General features: G+C 71.9%; 14 protein-coding genes. 5 read left to right on the top strand and 9 right to left on the bottom strand.

The genetic code is table 11. The annotated features are described in order from the left end of the window. Positions 1-11: 11 nt before the first annotated feature. Positions 12-2,141 carry a phosphate acetyltransferase gene (pta, locus tag ACIQ7D_RS11510; RefSeq protein WP_403936264.1) on the bottom strand — a complete coding sequence of 710 codons (2,130 nt, stop codon included), beginning with the start codon at positions 2,139-2,141 and terminating at the stop codon, positions 12-14. A gap of 544 nt (positions 2,142-2,685) precedes the next feature. On the opposite strand from pta, the gene ACIQ7D_RS11505 reads away from it, so the two are divergent. Next, positions 2,686-3,711, top strand: coding sequence for an ATP-dependent 6-phosphofructokinase (locus ACIQ7D_RS11505; protein ID WP_403936263.1), 1,026 nt, complete (start codon positions 2,686-2,688; stop codon positions 3,709-3,711). A gap of 92 nt (positions 3,712-3,803) precedes the next feature. On the opposite strand, the gene ACIQ7D_RS11500 is transcribed toward ACIQ7D_RS11505, so the two are convergent. From ACIQ7D_RS11500 to ACIQ7D_RS11480, 5 genes are all read right to left on the bottom strand, one after another. Further along, positions 3,804-4,661: a carbohydrate ABC transporter permease gene (locus tag ACIQ7D_RS11500; protein ID WP_403936261.1), complete on the bottom strand. Its 858-nt coding sequence runs from the start codon at positions 4,659-4,661 to the stop codon at positions 3,804-3,806. Next, positions 4,661-5,584, bottom strand: a complete 924-nt coding sequence (locus ACIQ7D_RS11495; protein WP_403936259.1) for a carbohydrate ABC transporter permease — start codon at positions 5,582-5,584, stop codon at positions 4,661-4,663. The genes ACIQ7D_RS11500 and ACIQ7D_RS11495 overlap by 1 nt, the downstream gene beginning before the upstream one ends. Next, positions 5,581-6,966 carry an extracellular solute-binding protein gene (locus tag ACIQ7D_RS11490; RefSeq protein WP_403936257.1) on the bottom strand — a complete coding sequence of 462 codons (1,386 nt, stop codon included), beginning with the start codon at positions 6,964-6,966 and terminating at the stop codon, positions 5,581-5,583. Before ACIQ7D_RS11490 ends, ACIQ7D_RS11495 begins: the two co-directional genes overlap by 4 nt. 141 nt (positions 6,967-7,107) lie before the next feature. Beyond that, the gene (locus ACIQ7D_RS11485) at positions 7,108-7,818 is read right to left on the bottom strand and encodes a response regulator (protein WP_403936255.1); all 711 of its coding nucleotides are present in this window, start codon (positions 7,816-7,818) and stop codon (positions 7,108-7,110) included. Continuing rightward, the gene (locus tag ACIQ7D_RS11480; protein ID WP_403936254.1) at positions 7,815-9,560 is read right to left on the bottom strand and encodes an ATP-binding protein; all 1,746 of its coding nucleotides are present in this window, start codon (positions 9,558-9,560) and stop codon (positions 7,815-7,817) included. The genes ACIQ7D_RS11485 and ACIQ7D_RS11480 overlap by 4 nt, the downstream gene beginning before the upstream one ends. Positions 9,561-9,694: 134 nt before the next feature. Here ACIQ7D_RS11480 and ACIQ7D_RS11475 point away from each other — a divergent pair, with 134 nt between their 5' ends. Further along, on the top strand, positions 9,695-11,095 hold the full coding sequence (locus ACIQ7D_RS11475) for a cation:dicarboxylate symporter family transporter (protein ID WP_403936252.1): 1,401 nt from the start codon (positions 9,695-9,697) through the stop codon (positions 11,093-11,095). A 144-nt stretch (positions 11,096-11,239) separates the two neighbouring features. Here ACIQ7D_RS11475 and ACIQ7D_RS11470 read toward each other — a convergent pair whose 3' ends face one another. Continuing rightward, positions 11,240-12,790 (bottom strand): FAD-dependent monooxygenase, encoded by a 1,551-nt coding sequence (locus tag ACIQ7D_RS11470; RefSeq protein ID WP_403936250.1) that lies wholly within the window; start codon positions 12,788-12,790, stop codon positions 11,240-11,242. Positions 12,791-12,847: 57 nt separating this feature from the next. Between ACIQ7D_RS11470 and ACIQ7D_RS11465 the strand changes: the two genes are divergently transcribed. Further along, positions 12,848-13,513: a TetR/AcrR family transcriptional regulator C-terminal domain-containing protein gene (locus ACIQ7D_RS11465; protein WP_403936248.1), complete on the top strand. Its 666-nt coding sequence runs from the start codon at positions 12,848-12,850 to the stop codon at positions 13,511-13,513. A 55-nt stretch (positions 13,514-13,568) separates the two neighbouring features. Here the strand turns inward: ACIQ7D_RS11465 and ACIQ7D_RS11460 are convergent, their stop codons facing one another. Further along, positions 13,569-14,783, bottom strand: coding sequence for a cytochrome P450 (locus tag ACIQ7D_RS11460; RefSeq protein ID WP_403936246.1), 1,215 nt, complete (start codon positions 14,781-14,783; stop codon positions 13,569-13,571). 349 nt (positions 14,784-15,132) lie between these two features. Here ACIQ7D_RS11460 and ACIQ7D_RS11455 point away from each other — a divergent pair, with 349 nt between their 5' ends. Next, positions 15,133-16,173 carry an NAD(P)/FAD-dependent oxidoreductase gene (locus tag ACIQ7D_RS11455; protein WP_403936244.1) on the top strand — a complete coding sequence of 347 codons (1,041 nt, stop codon included), beginning with the start codon at positions 15,133-15,135 and terminating at the stop codon, positions 16,171-16,173. 94 nt (positions 16,174-16,267) lie between these two features. Then, complete coding sequence (locus ACIQ7D_RS11450; protein ID WP_403936242.1) at positions 16,268-16,930, top strand: SAM-dependent methyltransferase; 663 nt, start codon at positions 16,268-16,270, stop codon at positions 16,928-16,930. A 275-nt stretch (positions 16,931-17,205) separates the two neighbouring features. On the opposite strand, the gene ACIQ7D_RS11445 is transcribed toward ACIQ7D_RS11450, so the two are convergent. Continuing rightward, positions 17,206-18,474: a Cmx/CmrA family chloramphenicol efflux MFS transporter gene (locus ACIQ7D_RS11445; protein ID WP_403936240.1), complete on the bottom strand. Its 1,269-nt coding sequence runs from the start codon at positions 18,472-18,474 to the stop codon at positions 17,206-17,208. Positions 18,475-18,729 lie beyond the last annotated feature (255 nt).

Raw genomic sequence — 18,729 nt, 5'->3', positions numbered from 1 at the left:
GTGGGGCGTGGTCATACGGGGGCGTCCTGCGCCTGTATCGCGGTGATGGCGACGGTGTTCACGATGTCCTGCACCAGGGCGCCGCGCGACAGGTCGTTGACCGGCTTGCGCAGCCCCTGGAGCACCGGACCCACGGCCACGGCGCCCGCCGAGCGCTGCACGGCCTTGTAGGTGTTGTTGCCGGTGTTCAGGTCCGGGAAGATCAGCACCGTCGCCTGCCCGGCCACCTCCGATTCCGGCAGCTTGGTCGCGGCGACGGACGGCTCGACCGCCGCGTCGTACTGGATCGGGCCCTCGACGCGCAGCTCGGGCCGGGCCTCGCGCACCAGCTTCGTCGCCTCGCGCACCTTGTCGACGTCCGCGCCGGAGCCCGACGTGCCCGTCGAGTACGAGAGCATCGCGATCCGCGGCTCGACCCCGAACCGGGCGGCGGTGACGGCGGACTGGACGGCGATGTCCGCGAGCTGTTCCGCGTTCGGGTCCGGGTTGACCGCGCAGTCGCCGTACACCAGCACCTTGTCGGCGAGGCACATGAAGAAGACCGACGAGACGATCGACGCCTCCGGCTTGGCCCTCCCGTCGCCCGCCGCCACCCTGTCCGACGCGCTGCGCGCGGAAGCCTTCGTTCTGATGATCTCGAAGGCGGGGCGGATCGTCGCGGCCGTCGAGTGGACCGAGCCCGAGACCATGCCGTCCGCGAGGCCCTGCTGCACCATGAGCGTGCCGAAGTAGTTCGGGTCGGCCACCACGTCGTACGCCAGCTCCACGGTGACGCCCTTGTGCGCGCGCAGCTCCGCGTAGCGCTCCGCGAAGTCCTGGCGCAGGTCGGAGGTGGCCGGGTCGATGAGCTGGGTGGCGGAGAGGTCGATGCCGAGGTCGGCGGCCTTCTTGCGCAGGACGTCGACGTCGCCGAGGAGCGTCAGGTCGCACACGTCGCGGCGCAGCAGGACATCGGCGGCGCGCAGCACGCGTTCCTCGGTGCCCTCGGGCAGCACGACCCGGCGGCGCAGCGAGCGCGCCTGCTCCAGCAACGCGTGCTCGAACATCATCGGCGTGACATGGCCGCTGCGGGCCACCGACATCCGCGCCAGCAGATCGCCGGTGTCGACGTGCCGCTCGAAGAGGCCGAGCGCGGTCTCCGCCTTGCGGGGCGTCGCCGCGTTCAGCTTCCCCTCCATGCCGAAGAGTTCGGTGGCGGTGGGGAAGGAGCGGCCCGGTACGGAGACCACCGGGGTGCCGGGCGCGAGCCGGGCGGCCAGGGTGAGGACCGTGTCGTCGGGCCGTTCGTCGAGGGTGAGCAGGACGCCCGCGATGGGCGGGGTGCCGGCCGAGTGCGCGGCGAGTGCGCCGACCACCAGATCGGCCCGGTCGCCGGGGGTGACCACCATGCAGCCGGGGGTGAGGGCGCCCAGGAAGTTGGGGAGCATGGCGCCGCCGAAGACGAAGTCCAGCGCGTTCCTCGCCAGCCCGGAGTCGTCGCCGAGCAGCACGGTGCCGCCCAGCGCCTGGGTGATCTGGGCGACGGTCGGGGCGGCGAGCGCGGGCTCGTCGGGCAGGACATGGCAGGGGACCGGGAGCTGCGCGGCCAGGCCCTCGGCGATGGCGGTACGGTCCTCGGCGGCGACCCGGTTGACGACCATGGTCAGGACGTCGCAGCCGAGCACCTCGTAGGCGCGGTGGGCGTTGCGCGCCTCGGCGCGTACGGACTCGGCGCTCTGGCCCTTGCCGCCGACGACGCCGATCACGGAGGCGCCGAACTCGTTGGCCAGCCGCGCGTTGAGCGACAGCTCGTCCGGGAGCTGGGTGGCCGCGAAGTCCGTGCCCAGGACGAGGACGACCTCGTACCCCCTGGCCACCCCGTGGAACCGCTCCACCAGCCGCGAGACCAGCTCGTCGGTGCCCCGCTCGGCCTGGAGCGCGGCGGCCTCGTGGTAGTCGAGGCCGTAGACGGAGGACGGGTCCTGCGACAGCCGGTAGCGGGCGCGCAGCAGGTCGAAGAGGCGGTCGGGGCCGTCGTGGACCAGCGGCCGGAAGACCCCCACCCGGTCCACCTGGCGGGTCAGGAGCTCCATGACTCCCAGCTCGACGACCTGGCGGCCGTCCCCGCGATCGATCCCGGTCACGTACACGCTGCGCGTCACGCGTGCTCTCCCGTTCCTGTTCATGGTCCGTCCCGTGGCGCGCCGGTCGGGGGGTCGTCCCCGTGGCCCGCGGGATGCGTCCCGGCTGGTGTGAAGCACCGGGGGAGTTCGCGCCCCCGGTGTCTGGCGCGTTGATGGCGCGATCCCGTTGGGGTGGCCATGTCCTCTTGACAATACCTCCGGGGGTCGTTAATGCACCCGGGGAAACCCTGGGGCGTACGGTGGGGGTGAGACGCAAGAAACCCCAGGTGGAAGCGTTTCTGTCGACCGCTGGACGGCTCTCGGACGGGTACCCCGAGGGCCTTGTACGAAACGAACAGTGACGCGGTCAACAAGGCGTATGGCCGGTACGTGGCCCCGATCACCCGTGGGAGGATCGGAGGCGCAGGACGACGCGCCCGAGGACGCGCACAAAGGCGCGTGCGACGGCGTGCACCAGGGCGCGTACCGGAGCGCGTACGGAGAGGTGCGCACGAAGGGGTGCGTGCACCAGGCGGGCCCGACGCGGCATGCGGCACCACGAGCGAGCAGGAGACAGAGCACGATGCGTATCGGAGTTCTCACGGCAGGCGGCGACTGCCCCGGCCTGAACGCGGTGATCCGTTCGGTCGTGCACCGCGCCATGACCGGCCACGGCGACGATGTCATCGGCTTCGAGGACGGCTTCAAGGGGCTGCTCGACGGCCACTACCGCCCCCTCGACCTCAACGAGGTCAGCGGCATCCTCGCACGCGGCGGCACGATCCTCGGCTCGGCCCGGCTGGAGCGCGGCCGGCTGCGCGAGGCCGCCGAGAACTGTGCCGAGCTGGCCCGTCAGTACGGCATAGACGCCCTCATCCCGATCGGCGGCGAGGGCACGCTGACCGCGGCCCGGCTGCTCTCCGACGCGGGCATGCCGGTGGTCGGCGTACCGAAGACCATCGACAACGACATCCACTCCACGGACCGCACCTTCGGCTTCGACACCGCCGTCACGGTCGCCACGGAGGCCATCGACCGCCTCAAGACCACCGCCGAATCCCACCAGCGGGTGATGGTCGTCGAGGTCATGGGGCGCCACGCGGGGTGGATCGCGCTGGAGTCCGGGATGGCGGGCGGCGCGCACGGGATCTGTCTTCCGGAGCGGCCCTTCGAGGTCGACAGTCTGGTGAAGATGGTCGAGGAGCGCTTCTCCCGGGGCAAGAAGTTCGCGGTGATCTGCGTCGCCGAGGGCGCGCACCCGGCCGAGGGCTCGATGGAGTACGGCAAGGGCGAGATCGACCAGTTCGGACACGAGCGGTTCCGCGGGATCGGCAACGTCCTCGCCTCCGAGCTGGAGCGCAGGCTGGGCAAGGAGGCCAGGCCGGTCATCCTGGGCCATGTCCAGCGCGGCGGCACCCCGACGGCGTACGACCGGGTGCTCGCCACCCGGTTCGGCTGGCACGCGGTGGAGGCGGCGCACCGCGGCGAGTTCGGCCGGATGACGGCGCTGCGCGGCACGGCGATCGAGATGGTGCCGCTGGCCGAGGCGGTCACCCAGCTCAAGACCGTGCCGCAGGAGCGGATGTTCGAGGCGGAGTCGGTGTTCTAGGGGCCATGGGCCATAGGGGCCGGGGGCCCTTGGGACCAGGGGCGGGTCGGCGGGTCTCGAAGTCCCCTGGAAAGTGCCCCCGAGGCGGCGCGTCAGCCCTTCACCGCGCCGCCGAGGGCGAAACCGCCGCCCAGCCTGCGCGAGATCAGCAGGTAGAGCGCCAGCACCGGCACCGAGTAGAGGATCGAGAAGGCCGCGAGCTGCCCGTAGATCACCGAGCCGTAGTTGCCGAAGAAGGTGAAGATCGATACGGAGGCGGGCAGTTGCTCCGGGGTGAGCAGCAGCATGAACGGGACGAAGAAGTTCCCCCAGAGCTGGATGAACGTGTAGATCGTCACCACGGTCAGCCCCTGGCCCATCAGCGGCAGCACCACCCGGGTCAGCGTCTGGAGGTTCGACGCCCCGTCGGTCCACGCGGCCTCCTCCAGGACGACCGGGACACCGTCCATGAAGTTCTTCATCAGCCAGATGGAGAACGGCAGCTGGGAGGTGGCCAGGAACAGCGCGGTGCCGTGCAGGGTGTCGATCAGATCGACCTGCACGAAGAGCCCGTACACCGGCACCATGATCGCGGTGATCGGCAGACACGTCGTGAACAGGATCGTCAGCAGATACGGGCGGTTGAAGCGCGAGCGGTAGCGGGACAGCGGATACGCGGCGAGCGCCGCGCAGACCACCGTCAGCAGGGTCGCGCTCCCGCACAGCAGCACGCTGTTGAGCATCGGCGTGAAGGTGATCTCGTCGGTGAGGACCGCCTCGAAGTTCTCCGCCGTCGGCGCGCTGGGCAGACGCACCCGCAGATCGGCCTCGGTGTCGACGGACGCCAGGACCAGCCAGACGAGGGGCAGCGCGAAGGCCGCCGCCGTCAGCAACAGGGCCGCGTCGGCGGCCAGTCGGCGCCGGGCACGGCGGGTGGGCGCCGGCCGCCGGCGCCGGGAGCGTGGCCGCATCACACCTCCACCTTCATCAGCCTCAGGTAGACCACCGAGAAGAGCGCCCCGACCAGCAGCAGGAGCAGCGCCACCGCCGTGCCGTAGCCGATCAGGCTCTTCAGGAACGCCTGGTCGTACATGAACACCGGCAGGGTCTGGCTGCGGTTGCCGGGGCCGCCGCGGGTCATCGCCCAGATCAGCCCGAAGACGGAGAGCGTGGAGAGGGTGTTGAGCATCAGATTGGTGCCGATGGAGCGGCGGATCATCGGCAGCGTGATGTGCCACAGCCGCCGCACCCCGCTCGCGCCGTCGACCTGGGCCGCCTCCGTCACGTCCTGGGGGATCTCGGCGAGCGCCGCCGAGTAGATCAGCATCGAGAACGCCGTGCCCCGCCAGACGTTGGCGAACGACACCGCCAGGATCGGCAGGGTGAACAGCCAGTTCTGGGACGGCAGATGGAGCGTGTCCAGGATCGCGTTCAGGGTGCCCTCGCGGCGGAAGAACGCGTAGAGCAGAAACGCGGCGACGATCTCGGGCAGCACCCACGCCGTGATCACCAGCGCGCCGGTGACGGTACGGACCGGGCGCGACGCGGCGCGCATCAGCCCCGCGAGCGCCAGCCCCAGGGTGTTCTGGCCGAGGACGGCCGAGACGATCGTGAAGACGAGCGTGAGCCACACGGCGTTGCGGAACGCGTCGTCCGCGAAGGCCCGGCGGAAGTTCGCGAGCCCGACGAAGTCCGAGGACGACGAGCCCGTCAACTGCGTGTCGGTGAAGGCGATCCAGGCGCAGTAGCCGATCGGCCCGGCGAGGAAGAGCAGCAGGAGCACGGTGGCCGGGGCGAGCGGCAGCCACCGCCGGAGCCCTCCCCGCCGCCGCTCCCCCCGGAGACCGGCCGCCCGGTCTCCGCGAGGAGCGGCCCGGAGCCCCGCCGTACTCACTCGCCGGTCACCGCGCCGCCGCCGGCCGTCACCGCGCCGTCCACGATGGTCCGCAGTTGCTCGTCGTACGCCTTCGCCGCCTCGGCCGGGGTGGAGTCGCCCGTCGTCACCGACTCCATCGCCTCACCGATCGCCGTCGACACCTGTGGATAGACGGGCAGCGCGGGCCGGTAGTGGGTGAACTCCACCAGCCCGGTGAAGAACCGGATGCCCGGCATGGACGTCAGATAGCGCGGATCGGCCGCCACGTCCTTCCGTACGGCGATCTGCGCGGCGGCGACATCCCAGGCGACCGCGTTCTCCGCCGTCTGCAGGGTCTCGATGAACTCCCAGGCCAGATCGGGGTTGTTGGCCTTCTGCGGGATCGCCCAGGTCCAGCCGCCCGACATCGACACCGCGCCCGGCGCCTGGCCGCGCCGGGTGGGCATCGGCGCCTGCGCCAGCTCCCGCGACCACGCGGGCCACCCCTTCGGCCCTCCGTTGATCCAGTTCTGGCCCATCCAGGAGCCGTCCAGGGAGATCGCCAGCTTCCCCTCCGGGAGGAACTCGGTGGCGACCCGCGTCGTGATGTTCGGATCCAGCGCGTCCGAGACGTCCGGGCCCAGCTTCTCCGCGTACACCGTACGGACGAAGCCCAGCGCGTCCCGGAACCCCTGCCCGCCCGTCACCCACTTCTTCGCGGCCGGGGCGTAGAGCGGGTCCGCGCCCGTCCCGTACAGCAGCATCTCGAAGCCCTGCATCACCGCGGCCTCGCCGGGGCCCTTGCCCGTGTAGAGGTTCAGCGGGACGACCCCGGGGACCTTCTCCTTGACCGTACGGGCCGCGTCCAGCACCTCCGACCAGTCCTTCGGCGCCCAGTCGGCGGGCAGCCCGGCCCGCGCGAAGATCTTCTTGTTGAACCAGAGGCCACGGGTGTCGGTGCCGTCCGGGATGCCGTACGTCCTGCCGTCCTCGGCCTTGGCCGCCGCCTTCGCCGTGTCGACGAACTGGTCCCAGGCGTCCCACTTCGCCACGTAGTCGTCCAGCGGACGCAGATACCCCGCCTTGATGTCGGCGTTGATCAGGAAGGTGTCCTCGTAGACCAGATCGGGGGCGGTCCTCGCGGAGCGCATCATCTGCTGCGCCTTGGTCGCGTAGTCGTTGTCCGGTGCCTGGATCGGGATCAGTTCGACCTTCTTGCCCGGGTGGGCCTTCTCGAACTGCCGCTTCACGGCTTCCAGATGCCGGTCCTTGAAGCGGATCTTGTTGTCGGTGGAGCGGTTGTACGCCACCTTCACGGAGTCCGGATCGCTGCCGGAACCACCGCCGCACGCGGTGAGCGAACCGGCCGCGAGGACGGTGGCGAGGACAGAGGCGAGGATGAGCGGGGCGGTGGGGCGCACGGGCACGACCTCCTCATGAGCCACTGGGGGCTGCCCGGCGACCGTAGGACCGGCCCAATCGCAAGGTCAATCCCCGTGCAGGGGCCAGTAGTTGGCTCCCCCCGGCGTGACCCCCGGCGCGGAGCGGGCCGGGTCGCGCGCTCAGCGGGACGCGGGCAGCCAGCGGTACTGGAGTTCGGGCCGCCCCACCTGTCCGTACTGTGGACTGCGTACCGCCCGCCCGTTGGTCACCAGATGTTCCAGATAGCGGCGCGCGGTGATCCGCGAGATGCCCACCTCGGTGCCCATCTCGCTGGCTGTCAGTCCGGTCGCCGAGCCGCGCAGCGTCCGGGTCACCGCCTCCAGCGTCGGCGCGCTCAGCCCTTTCGGCAGCGAGGACGGCTGCGGCGCCCGCAGCGCGCCCAGCGCCCGGTCCACCTCCTCCTGGCCGCTGGCCTCGCCCGCCGCCGCGCGGAACTCGGCGTACCGGGTGAGCCGGTCGCGCAGCGTCGCGAAGGTGAAGGGCTTCAGGACGTACTGGACGACACCGAGCGAGACGCCCTCCCGTACCACCGTGAGATCGCGCGCCGAGGTGACCGCGATGACGTCCGCGTGGTGCCCGGCGGCGCGCAGACTGCGCAGCAACTGGAGGCCGTGCCCGTCGGGAAGGTAGAGATCGAGCAGGATCAGATCGATCTCGGTGCGGTCCAGCAGCCGCCCCGCCGCCGCGCGCGAGTGGGCGACGCCCGCGACCGCGAAGCCGGGCACCCGGCCCACGTAGAGCTGGTGCGCGTCGGCCGCGACCGGGTCGTCCTCGACGACCAGCACCCGGATCGGCGGTCCGACCGGGCCCGTGGGGATCAGCGCACTCACCGGTCCACCTCCGTGGAGCGGGCCGGGGCGCCGGCCGCCGACGCGTCCGTACCGTTCGACGACGGGTCCGTACGGTCCGACGACGGGCCCGTGCCGTCCGGTGACGGGTCCGTGCCGTCCGGTGACGCGTCCGTACGGTCCGCCGACCCCTCCGTACGGCCCGGCCGCGGGCCCAGTGGCAGCCGTACGGTGAACTCCGCGCCGCCCTCCGCGCCGCGCGCCAGCTCCACCGTCCCGCGCGCGCGGTGCACCGCCTGCCGTACGAGCCCGAGCCCGAGCCCGCGCCCGGGGCCCCGGGTGGACCAGCCGCGCTGGAACACCTCGTCCCGGTCGTCCGGATCGACCCCCGCCCCGGTGTCCCGTACACCGAGCAGCAGCTCGTCACCGTCCACCAGCGCCGTCACGGTCACCCGCGCGCCCTCGCCGCCCTGCGCCGCGTCCACCGCGTTGTCGATCAGATTGCCCAGGATGGTCACCAGGTCACGGGCCGGCAGCGTCGGCGGCAGCACCCCGTCGTCGATCCGGCTGTCGTCCGCGAGCACCAGCTCGACGCCCCGCTCGTTGGCCTGCGCCGCCTTGCCGAGCAGCAGCGCGGCGAGCACCGGCTCGGCGACCGCCCCGACGACCTTGTCCGTGAGCTCCTGGGCCAGCTCCAGCTCCGCCGTGGCGAACTCCACCGCCTGCTCCACCCGTCCCAGCTCGATCAGCGACACCACCGTGTGCAGCCGGTTGGCCGCCTCGTGCGCCTGCGAGCGCAGCGCCTGTGTGAATCCGCGCTCCGAGTCCAACTCGCCGGACAGCGCCTGGAGTTCCGTGTGGTCGCGCAAGGTGATCACCGTACCGCGCTGCTCCCCGCCGACCACCGGGCGCGTGTTGACCACCACGATCCGGTCCGTGGTCATATGCACCTCGTCCACCCGCGGCTCCGAGGCGAGCAGCGCGCCCGTCAGCGGCGCGGGCAGCCCCAGCTCCGCGACGGGGCGCCCCACGGCGGACTCGTCGAGCCCCAGCAGCTCCCGCCCGCCGTCGTTCATCAGCGCGATTCTGCGCCCGCCGTCCAGCATCAGCAGCCCCTCGCGCACCGCGTGCAGCGCGGCCTGGTGGTAGTCGTGCATCGCGCTCAGCTCCGCCGCGTTCATCCCGTGGGTGTGCCGGCGCAGCCGCGCGTTGACCACGTACGTACCGAGCCCGCCCAGAGCCAGAGCCGCCCCCGCCGCCAGCGCCAACACCCTGACCTGCTGCGTCACCTCGCTGGAGATCCGCTGCACGGTGATCCCGACGCTGACCAGACCGGTGATCCGGCCGCCGTCCCGCACGGGCACCACCGCCCGTATGGAGGGGCCGAGCGTGCCCGTGTACGTCTCCGTGAACGTCCTGCCGTGCAGTGCGGGCGCCGTACGGCCCAGGAAGCGCTGACCGATCTGCCCGGGGTCGGGGTGCGTCCAGCGGATGCCGTCCGGGTTCATGATCGTGATGAAGTCGAGGCCCGTGTCATGCCGGACCCGCTCCGCGTACGGCTGGAGCGCGGCGCTCGGATCCGGCGTTCGGATGGCCTCCCGCACCGACGGCGAGTCGGCCAGCGCGTGCGCGGTGGCCAGAACTTGCTTGCGTGCGGTCTCGTCCGCATGGGTACGGCTGGTCACGTACGCGAAGAACGAGCACCCCACGACGACGGCCGCGACCAGGAAGACCTGCATCGCGAAGAGCTGCGCGGCGAGACTGCGGGGGCGGGGCAGATGCATGAAACAAGAATGCCTGGCCTGATTCATATGAACGAAATGAACGTAAGGGTGACCGGTGTCACACGGTGGTGGATAGTCACCGGGACCCCTCGGACAGGGACGGGGGAATCGCAGGGACGAGTCAAGGAGGACCCGTGGCCGCAGCAAAGCGGGACCGTACCCACTTTCTGTACATAGCGGTGATCGCAGCCGTACTGCTCGGCATCACGGTGGGCTTCGCGGCTCCCGGGGTGGCCGTCGAGCTGAAGCCGCTCGGTACCGGCTTCGTCAACCTCATCAAGATGATGATCTCGCCGGTCATCTTCTGCACCATCGTGCTCGGTGTCGGATCCGTCAGGAAGGCCGCCAAGGTCGGCGCGGTCGGCGGGCTCGCACTCGGCTACTTCATGGTGATGTCGACCGCCGCGCTCGCCATCGGGCTGATCGTCGGCAACATCCTGCAGCCCGGCGCGGGACTCCACATCACGGAGGCCAGCAAGGGCGCGGGCGCGGCCCAGGCCGAAGGCGCGAGCGAGTCCACCGCGGACTTCCTCCTCAGCATCATCCCGAAGACGATGGTCTCGTCCTTCACCGAGGGCTCGGTCCTCCAGACCCTGCTGATCGCCCTGCTCGCGGGCTTCGCGATCCAGGCGATGGGCAAGTCGGGCGAGCCGATCCTGCGCGGGGTCGGACACATCCAGCGCCTGGTCTTCCGGATTCTCGCCATGATCATGTGGGCCGCCCCGGTCGGTGCCTTCGGCGCCATCGCCGCAGTGGTCGGCGAGACGGGCATCGACGCGCTGAAGTCGCTCGCGATGATCATGATCGGCTTCTACGTCACCTGTGCGCTCTTCGTCTTCCTGGTCCTCGGCGCGCTGCTGCGCCTGGTCGCGGGCATGAACATCTTCTCGCTGCTGAAGTACCTGGGCCGCGAGTTCCTGCTGATCCTCTCCACCTCCTCCTCCGAGTCGGCGCTGCCGCGTCTCATCGCGAAGATGGAGCACCTGGGTGTCAGCAAGCCCGTCGTCGGCATCACCGTGCCGACCGGCTACTCCTTCAACCTCGACGGCACCGCCATCTACCTGACGATGTCCTCGCTCTTCATCGCCGAGGCGATGGGCAACCCGCTGTCGATCGGGGAGCAGGTCTCGCTGCTGCTCTTCATGATCATCGCGTCGAAGGGCGCGGCGGGTGTCACCGGCGCGGGTCTGGCGACCCTGGCCGGCGGGCTCCAGTCGCACCGTCCCGAGCTGGTCGACGGTGTCGGCCTGATCGTCGGCATCGACCGCTTCATGAGCGAGGCGCGCGCGATGACGAACTTCGCGGGCAACGCGGTGGCCACCGTACTGATCGGTACGTGGACGAAGGAGATCGACAAGGCCCAGGTCGCCGAGGTCCTGGCGGGCAACCGGCCGTTCGACGAGAAGACGCTCGTGGACGACGGTCACGGTGGCGGCCAGGACGACGCGGGCGACGACGGCGACGGTACGGCCGGGGACGCCGCGCCGAAGGCGTCGGCACCCGCGCCGCGCGACGGCGAGAAGGCGGGCGTCTGACCCCCATCCGGTAGGAAGAACCTCGGCCGGGGGCACCCCCCACTCACCATCGACCCCGGCCGCGCGAAAGACCGGCCCGTACGGAGACGCCTTCCGTACGGGCCGGTCCGCTGTGCTGTGGGGCTCGGTGGGGCTCCGTGGCGCTCAGCGGGGTGCGGGCAGCGCGGCACCGGCCGCCCAGGCCACATGGCCGTCGGGGCGTACGAGCGCCGCGCGGACGCCGGTCCAGCCGGGGTGGGCGGAGGCGAGGCGGGCGCGGTACGGGACGGTGCCGGACGGCACGTCGGGTGCGCCCACCCCGGCGGCGGGGCCGGGGCCGGCTTCTGGGTCGGGGGCGAGGTCGGCTCCCGGTCCGGCGTCGGTGAGGTCGAGCAGGACGTACCGGCCGTCGCGCAGCAGCGTGAAGAGACCGACCGTCCCGGCCGCCCCGCCTGAGCCCGTACGGTCCAGGTCGAGCGCCAGATCGGGGGCGCGGCGCCCGGTCAGCGGGTGCGCGGCTCCGCCCGGCGCGGGCGGATAGGCCACGGCCAGCCCGGACAGCCGCTCGGCGAGATCCTTCGAGAAGGCCGGTACGGACGCGATCCGCCCCCCGATGAACGCGCGCAGCGCCTGCCCCTCGGCCGAGAACGCCGTTATGAGGGCGGTCTGCGCCCGTGTGCTCTCCAGCAGCTCGGCCCCGACCGGGTGCCGCTCGTCGTGGTAGCTGTCCAGCAGGGCCGCGGGCGCCGTGCCCCGGACGGTCGCGGCCAGCTTCCACCCCAGGTTGGTGGCGTCCTGGAGGCCCACGTTGAGCCCGACACCGCCGGCCGGGAAGTGCATGTGCGCGGCGTCGCCCGCGAGCAGCACACGCCCCGCCCGGTAGCGCGCGGCCTGCCGGGTCGCGTTGCCGAACCGGGAGAGCCAGACCGGGTCGCGCATACCGAAGTCCCGCCCGGTGACCGCTGTGACCGTGGCGCGCAGCTCCTCCAGCGTGGGGTCACCGGCCGGGGCGGCCCCGATGCCCTCCGGGGCGATGCCGACGAAGCGGTGCAGCCCGCCGGGGAGCCGCACGGCGAGCAGCCCGCCCCGGGGGCCCGACACACTGAGGCCCACCTCCGCGGGCGGATCGTCCAGCACCACATCACCGAGCCACCCCCAGACGGTGGCGTCGCTGCCGGGGAAGGCGATGCCCGCGGCGGTGCGTACCGTACTGCGGGTGCCGTCGCAGCCGACGACGTACGACGCCTCCAGCGCGTAGGGACCATCGGGCCCCGCCACCCGCACGGTCACCGGACCCGGCCCCGTGTCCGCCTCCTGGGAGAGCCCCGTCACCCGGTGACCGCGCAGGATCCGCGCCCCGGCCGCCCGTGCGTGCGCCTCCAGCAGCTCCTCCGTACGGGCCTGGGGGATGGCCAGGGTGAACGGGAACGGTGTCTCCAGCGCCGAGAAGTCCATCAGCTCCCGGAGCCCGCCGAAGTGCCCGCGCGGGATCCGTACCCCTTCCGCGAGGAAGGGCTCCGCGACCCCGCGGAAGGCCAGGTTCTCGATGGTGCGCGGATGGACGGTGAGCGCTCTGGAGTGCGGGCCCCTGGCCTCCCGCGCCTCCAGCACGGTGACGGACACGCCGCCGAGCCGCAGCTCCGCCGCCAGCCACAGCCCGACCGGGCCGCCGCCGACGACGATCACCTCTTCCCCGGTCCGTACTCGGTTCCCCATGGTTCCCCTCGCATCCTGGTCACTGACCAATAATCTCGTCACGAGTAGACTAGGTCAGTGACCAAAAAGCAACCGGGTGATCCCCGCCGGACCCGGCTCGACCCCGCCGCCGTGGCGGACGCCGCACTGGAACTGCTCGCGGAGAAGGGCGCCGACGCGGTCTCGGTGCGCGCGGTCGCCGACCGGCTGGGCGTCCGCATGAACACCGTGCTCTGGCACGTGAAGACCAAGGCCGGACTGCTGGAGCTGATGGCGGACGCGATCGTCGCGGGAATGTCCCTGGAGGGGCTGCCGGAGGCCGGCGAGGACCGGGTGCGCGAACTGACCCACCGCTACCGCCGCGCGCTGCTCGCACACCGTGACGGGGCCGCCGTCGTGGCGGGTACGTACGCGGCGGAGCCCGCGACACTGCGCAGCGCCGAGGCGATGGTCGCGGCGCTGCGCGCGGGCGGGCTCCCGGAGCGCGAGGCGGTCTGGGCCTGCTTCACCCTCGTCTACTACGTGCTCGGGCTGACGCAGGAGGAGCAGGCGGCCCCGGACGGGATCTCCGCCCGCCTCGCGAGGGCCCTCGCCTCGGGGGAGTACCCCGAGCTGAGCCGGAGCGCGCCGCACCTGACGGAGACGACCTTCGACGAGCGCTTCGAGTACGGGCTGGAGCTGATCCTGCGCTCACTGATGGCCGGGCGGGACGGGACGCGGGCCCCGCGCCCGCCGGCCGGCTGACTCCGGCAGTTGACCCCGCCCGGTTGACTCCGGTCGGTTGACCCCGCCCAGTTGGCTACCAGGCGACCGGCAGCGCGTGCGGGAAGCGCCGGATGGTCTCCGTGTCCCACGTCAGGTCCTCGGCCCGCGCCGCCAGCCGCAGCTCGGGGAAGCGCGCCAGCAGCCCCGTGAACGTCGCCTCCAGCTCCACCATCGCCAGCGGGGCGGCGATGCAGCGGTGGCCGCCCCAGCCGAACGTCATGTGCGGGGTCGTCGGGCGGTCCGGATCGATGACATCCGGCTCCGGGAACCGCTTCGGATCGCGGTTGGCCGTCAGATACGCGACCTGGACGTAGTCGCCCGCCCTGATCGTCACCCCGCCCAGCTCCACGTCCTCCAGCGCGATGCGCGGCAGGCCGACGCCCTTGCGGAACGGGATGTAGCGGAGCAGTTCGTCCAGCAGCCGGGACAGGCTCTCCGCGCCGCCGCGCGCCCGCTCCATCAGCTCGGGTCGGGTGAGCAGCAGAAAAGCGATGTTGCTGATCTCGCACGTCGCCGTGTCGTGGCCGCTCAGCATCAGGGTCATCGACATGACGGCCAGATCCTGGTCGTCGAAGACGTCGTCGCCGTCCTTCGCGGTGGCCAGGGCGCTGATCAGGTCGTCACCCGGGGCGCGCCGCCGCTCGGTGACCAGCCCGCTGAAGTACGCGCGCAGCTCCCGCTTGGCGTCGGCGGCGTCCCGCGCCTTGTCCGGCGCCGTCGACAGCAGGCTGTGGGCGTGCCGCTGCATGGCCGGCCGGTCGGCGGGTGCGATCCCGAGCAGCGAGCAGATGGTCTGCTGCGGAAGCTCGTCCGACAGATGGCGCACCAGATCGGCGGGCGGCCCCTGCTCGGCCATGGCGTCGAGCAGCCGGTCCACGACGCCCTCGACGGCGGGCCGCATCCGGTCCACGTGGCTCTTCGTGAATGCCTGGGAGGCCAGTCGGCGCAGCCGGGTGGAGCGGGGCGGGTCCAGCACATTGAGCGATTCGGCGAAGACCATCGGCTCCGGGGTCATCCGCGGATAGTCGCGCCCCACCACACCGGCCCGGCTCAGCCGCTGGTCCGTCGTCACCTGCCGTACCTCGTCGAAGTCGGTGACGAGCCAGGCGTCGTCGTCGCCGTACGGCAGCCGGATCCGGGTGACGGGCCCCCGGCTCATCAGCTCCGCTAGCGAGGGGTCGAACTCCAGGCCCTCGCTGAAGTCGAACGGGCAGGTCGGGGTCGTACCGGTCGTACCGGTCTCGGTCATCACGTACTCCAGCACGGGCGCGTCGGTGTTCTGAGCGGGTTCGCGGAACGAGGGATACGTACCTCAGGCCCGCCGGGGATATGCCTGCTATGGGGCAAATGGCGATGAGTCGCCGTCCTCATATTTTTTGCTGTATCGGCAAGTATGTTTGCCGGATTATCGGGCGAGGGCGGACCATCTCCGGTGAACGGAGGTAGTGCACATGACTGAGCCACACGGCGCGACCGGGCCGCAGGGTGCGACGGCGCGACACGGCCGGAACGAGCGACACGGACAGCACGAGCGACAGGGACGGCACGAACAACACCGGCAGAACGAACGACAGGGCCGGAACGAGCGACAGGGACGGATGGAACCGCCCCGGCGGGCACGGCGGTACGAAGTCGTGGTCATCGGGGGAGGTGCCGCGGGACTCAGCGGCGCCCTGACCCTGGCCCGCGCGCGCCGCTCGGTACTGGTGATCGACTCGGGCCGGCCGCGCAACGCCCCCGCGTCCCACATCCACAACTACCTGGGGCGCGAGGGGACGGACCCGGCGCGACTGCTGGCCCTGGGCCGGGAGGAGGCGACGGCGTACGGGGCCGAGATCCTGGAGGGCGAGGTGGTCGCGGCCGAACGCCTCCCGGCCCAGGACGCGGCGGCCCCGGCCCCGGATCCGGAGTCCCCGGCCGGGCCGTCCCGTGCGGGAGGCTTCCGCGTCGTCCTCGCCGACGGCACCGCGGTCGAGGCGGACCGGCTGCTGGTGACCACCGGCCTGGTGGACGAGCTGCCTCCCGTCCCCGGGCTGGCCGAGCGCTGGGGGCGCGATGTCCTGCACTGCCCGTACTGCCACGGCTGGGAGGTCCGCGACCAGCCGATCGGCGTCCTCGCCACCGGTCCGGTCGCCGTCCACCAGGCGCTGATGTGGCGTCAGTGGAGCGATGACGTGACCCTGTTCCTGCACACCGGGCCGCAACCCACCGACGAGGAGTACGAGCGGCTCGCGGCCCGGGGCGTCGCCGTGGTCGAGGGCGAGGTGGCCGCCCTTGAGGTGACCGGCGACCGGCTCACCGGCGTGACCCTGGCCGGCGGCCGGGTGATCCCCCGCACCGCCCTGGTGACCGGGCCGCGCTTCACCGCACGCGCGGGCTTCCTCAAGGGGCTCGGCCTGGAGGTGGCCGACGAGGAGTTGGCCGGAGAGGTGATCGGCGCCACCGTGCCGTCCGACGCGTCCGGCGCGACATCGGTACCGGGGGTGTGGGTGGCCGGCAATGTCACCGGCATGGCGGAGACCGTCATCGGGGCCGCCGCGGCGGCCGTACGCGCGGCGACAGCGCTCAACGCCGACCTGATCACCGAGGAGACCGACCGCGCGCTCGCAGGGCGCCGGACCCTCGCGCACAGCGCGTAACGGCCCCGTCGCGGCCCACCTCGCCCTGATCCCGACCCACCCCTTCTCTCTCCACTCCTTCTCCCCGCTGTGACGACCCAGAGGAGCCACACGCATGCAGGACCACCGCACCATCGCCCCGGGCATGTCCCACGAGGAGTTCTGGGACAGCCGCTACGAGATCAGCGAACGCATCTGGAGCGGCAACCCCAACGCCGTACTGGTCCGTGAGACCACCGGTCTGACGCCCGGCCGCGCCCTGGAACTGGGCTGCGGCGAGGGGGCCGACGCGGTCTGGCTCGCGGAGCGCGGCTGGGACGTCACGGCCACCGACATCTCCCGCGTCGCGCTGGGCCGCGCCGCCAGGCACGCGACGGAGGCGGGGGTGGCCGACCGTATCGACTGGCAGTGGCACGACCTCACGGCGACCTTCCCGGAGGGCGGCTTCGACCTCGTCTCGGCCCAGTTCCTGCACGCGCCCACCGAGGACTTCCCCCGCGAACGGATCCTGCGCTCCGCCGCGGCGGCCGTGGCCCCGGGCGGCACACTGCTGGTCGTCGGCCACGCGGGCTTCCCGACCTGGGAGGCGAACCCGCCGACGCACGTCCACCTCCCCACCCCCGAGGAGGTCCTGGCCTCCCTCGAACTCCCGGAAGGCCAGTGGGAGGTAGCGCTCAGCGAAGAGTACGAACGTGTCCAGGCCGGCCCGGACGGCGAGCCGGGCACCCGCACGGACAACGTCCTCAGGCTCCTCCGGCTGAGCGGCCCCGGCGTCTGAACCGCCGATCGCCGGAGGGGGTGCTTGGCGAGTAGGCGCCAAGTCTCCCTGCGAGGGGCCGGGTCCTGCTTCAATCTACAAGTGACCCTCAGTACCGGCCGGGCGAGGTGCCGGACGACCGTGTGATCGTCACGGCGGGCGCACGGGCCGTCTCCCCGCAGCCGCTCATGGGCGGCCGTCGTCTTCGGCGGCTCGACACGCCTCGGCACCGAAACCCCCTTCGGTGCCGAACGCGACGGCAGGGCCCGCCCCTGGCTGGACGACCCGTCAGACGGTCAGACGTACTCCCGTCCGCCGTACCGCGCCGCTGACAACCCGGCGGCGGTACGGCGCCGGGCCACCACCCTCGCCACGGCCACGCCCGCACCCGCCGTGGTGAGCGCCAGAGCCACCAGCCCCGCGCTCACCCACACCGGCGCGCGGAAACCCTGCCCCGCCGCGATGGCGAGCCCGCCGCACCACGGCCCGGCGGCCGCGCCCACGTTGAGGGCCGCCGTCGCGAACCCGCCCGCCAGGCTCGGCGCACCCGTCGCCGCGTACAGCGCCCGCGAAACCAGGGTGGACCCGACCGCGAACGACAGCGCCCCCTGGACAAGGACGAGCACCGTCACCGCCGCCGGGCTCCCCGCTGTCACCGCGAGAACGCCCCAGCCGACCACCAGCGCCGGGCCGCCCGCCACCAGGAGCGGCACCGGGCGCACATCGGCGATCCGGCCCCCGACGGTGACCCCGACGAACGAGCCCACCCCGAACAGCGCCAGCATCACGGGCACCCACACCGTGCCGAGCCCGGTGACGCCGGTGACCAGAGGGGACAGATAGGTGAACGTGCAGAACGTGGCGCCGTTCACCAGAGCGCCCAGCACCAACGTGACCAGCAGCCGCGGTTCGCGCAGCGACCGAAGCTCCGCCCGCACACTGACCCCCCGGGCATCGCCACCCCCGCCACCGGCACCCGGAGCACCGACACCCCCGGTCGAGCCCGCAGCCGGAGCGGCACTCGACGGCGGCAGGGCCCGCAGGATCGCGAAGACGGCCGGCACCGACACCACGGCCACCGCCCAGAACGCCGAGCGCCACCCCCACAGCTGCCCCAGCACCGCACCCGCGGGCACACCCACGACACACGCCATGGTCACACCGCCGAGCAGCGCCGAGGTGGCCCGCCCCGTCTTCGTACGGTCGACCATCCCGACCGCCGTCACCAGCGCCACCGCCAGAAACCCGGCATTGGCCAGCGCCCCGACGACCCGCGTGACGAGCAGCACCGCATAGCTCGTGGTGAGCGCCCCGACGACATGGACGACCAGAAAGGCGACCAGAAAGAACAGCAGCGCGCGCCGCCGCGACCAGCGGCGGCTCACCACCGCCATCAACGGCGCACCGACCACCATCCCCACGGCGAACGCCGAGGTCAGCGAGCCGGCGGCCGGAATGGACACCTGTAGATCGCGCGCGATGTCCGGCCCGAGGCCGGAGAGCATGAACTCGGACGTCCCTTGGGCGAAAACCGCCAGTCCGAGCAGGTAGAGAGCGAAAGGCACAGCGAGACTCCGTCACCACATAGTGGAAAGCGTGGAAATGACCGCACGTCATCGCGCACCGGCCGAAGAACGGCGGATGCGCGGGGGCCCGGCGGATCCGGTGAGGTGTGGAGATGCGGGAGTCGCGAAAGCGCCCGTACGTATCGACACAGGTATAGAGAGCGACACAGATATACAGAGCGACACATGTACACATCGATACGACGTGTACGGATGTGCAGATGTACGGGTGTACGGGGCACATGGAGGCGCGCC

Origin of the sequence: Streptomyces sp. NPDC096310, assembly GCF_044763125.1 — a bacterium.
In the GTDB taxonomy this organism is placed as follows: Bacteria; Actinomycetota; Actinomycetes; order Streptomycetales; family Streptomycetaceae; genus Streptomyces.
This window is presented reverse-complemented; position numbering and strand designations above follow the sequence as displayed.

What these genes read in the sequence shown, in the direction of transcription:
- ACIQ7D_RS11505 (WP_403936263.1), top strand. Translation starts at nt 2,686, where the DNA reads ATGCGTATCGGAGTTCTCACGGCAGGCGGCGACTGCCCCGGCCTGAAC.
- ACIQ7D_RS11500 (WP_403936261.1), bottom strand. Translation starts at nt 4,661, where the DNA reads ATGCGGCCACGCTCCCGGCGCCGGCGGCCGGCGCCCACCCGCCGTGCC.
- ACIQ7D_RS11480 (WP_403936254.1), bottom strand. Translation starts at nt 9,560, where the DNA reads ATGCATCTGCCCCGCCCCCGCAGTCTCGCCGCGCAGCTCTTCGCGATG.
- ACIQ7D_RS11470 (WP_403936250.1), bottom strand. Translation starts at nt 12,790, where the DNA reads ATGGGGAACCGAGTACGGACCGGGGAAGAGGTGATCGTCGTCGGCGGC.
- ACIQ7D_RS11460 (WP_403936246.1), bottom strand. Translation starts at nt 14,783, where the DNA reads ATGACCGAGACCGGTACGACCGGTACGACCCCGACCTGCCCGTTCGAC.
- ACIQ7D_RS11455 (WP_403936244.1), top strand. Translation starts at nt 15,133, where the DNA reads ATGGAACCGCCCCGGCGGGCACGGCGGTACGAAGTCGTGGTCATCGGG.
- ACIQ7D_RS11450 (WP_403936242.1), top strand. Translation starts at nt 16,268, where the DNA reads ATGCAGGACCACCGCACCATCGCCCCGGGCATGTCCCACGAGGAGTTC.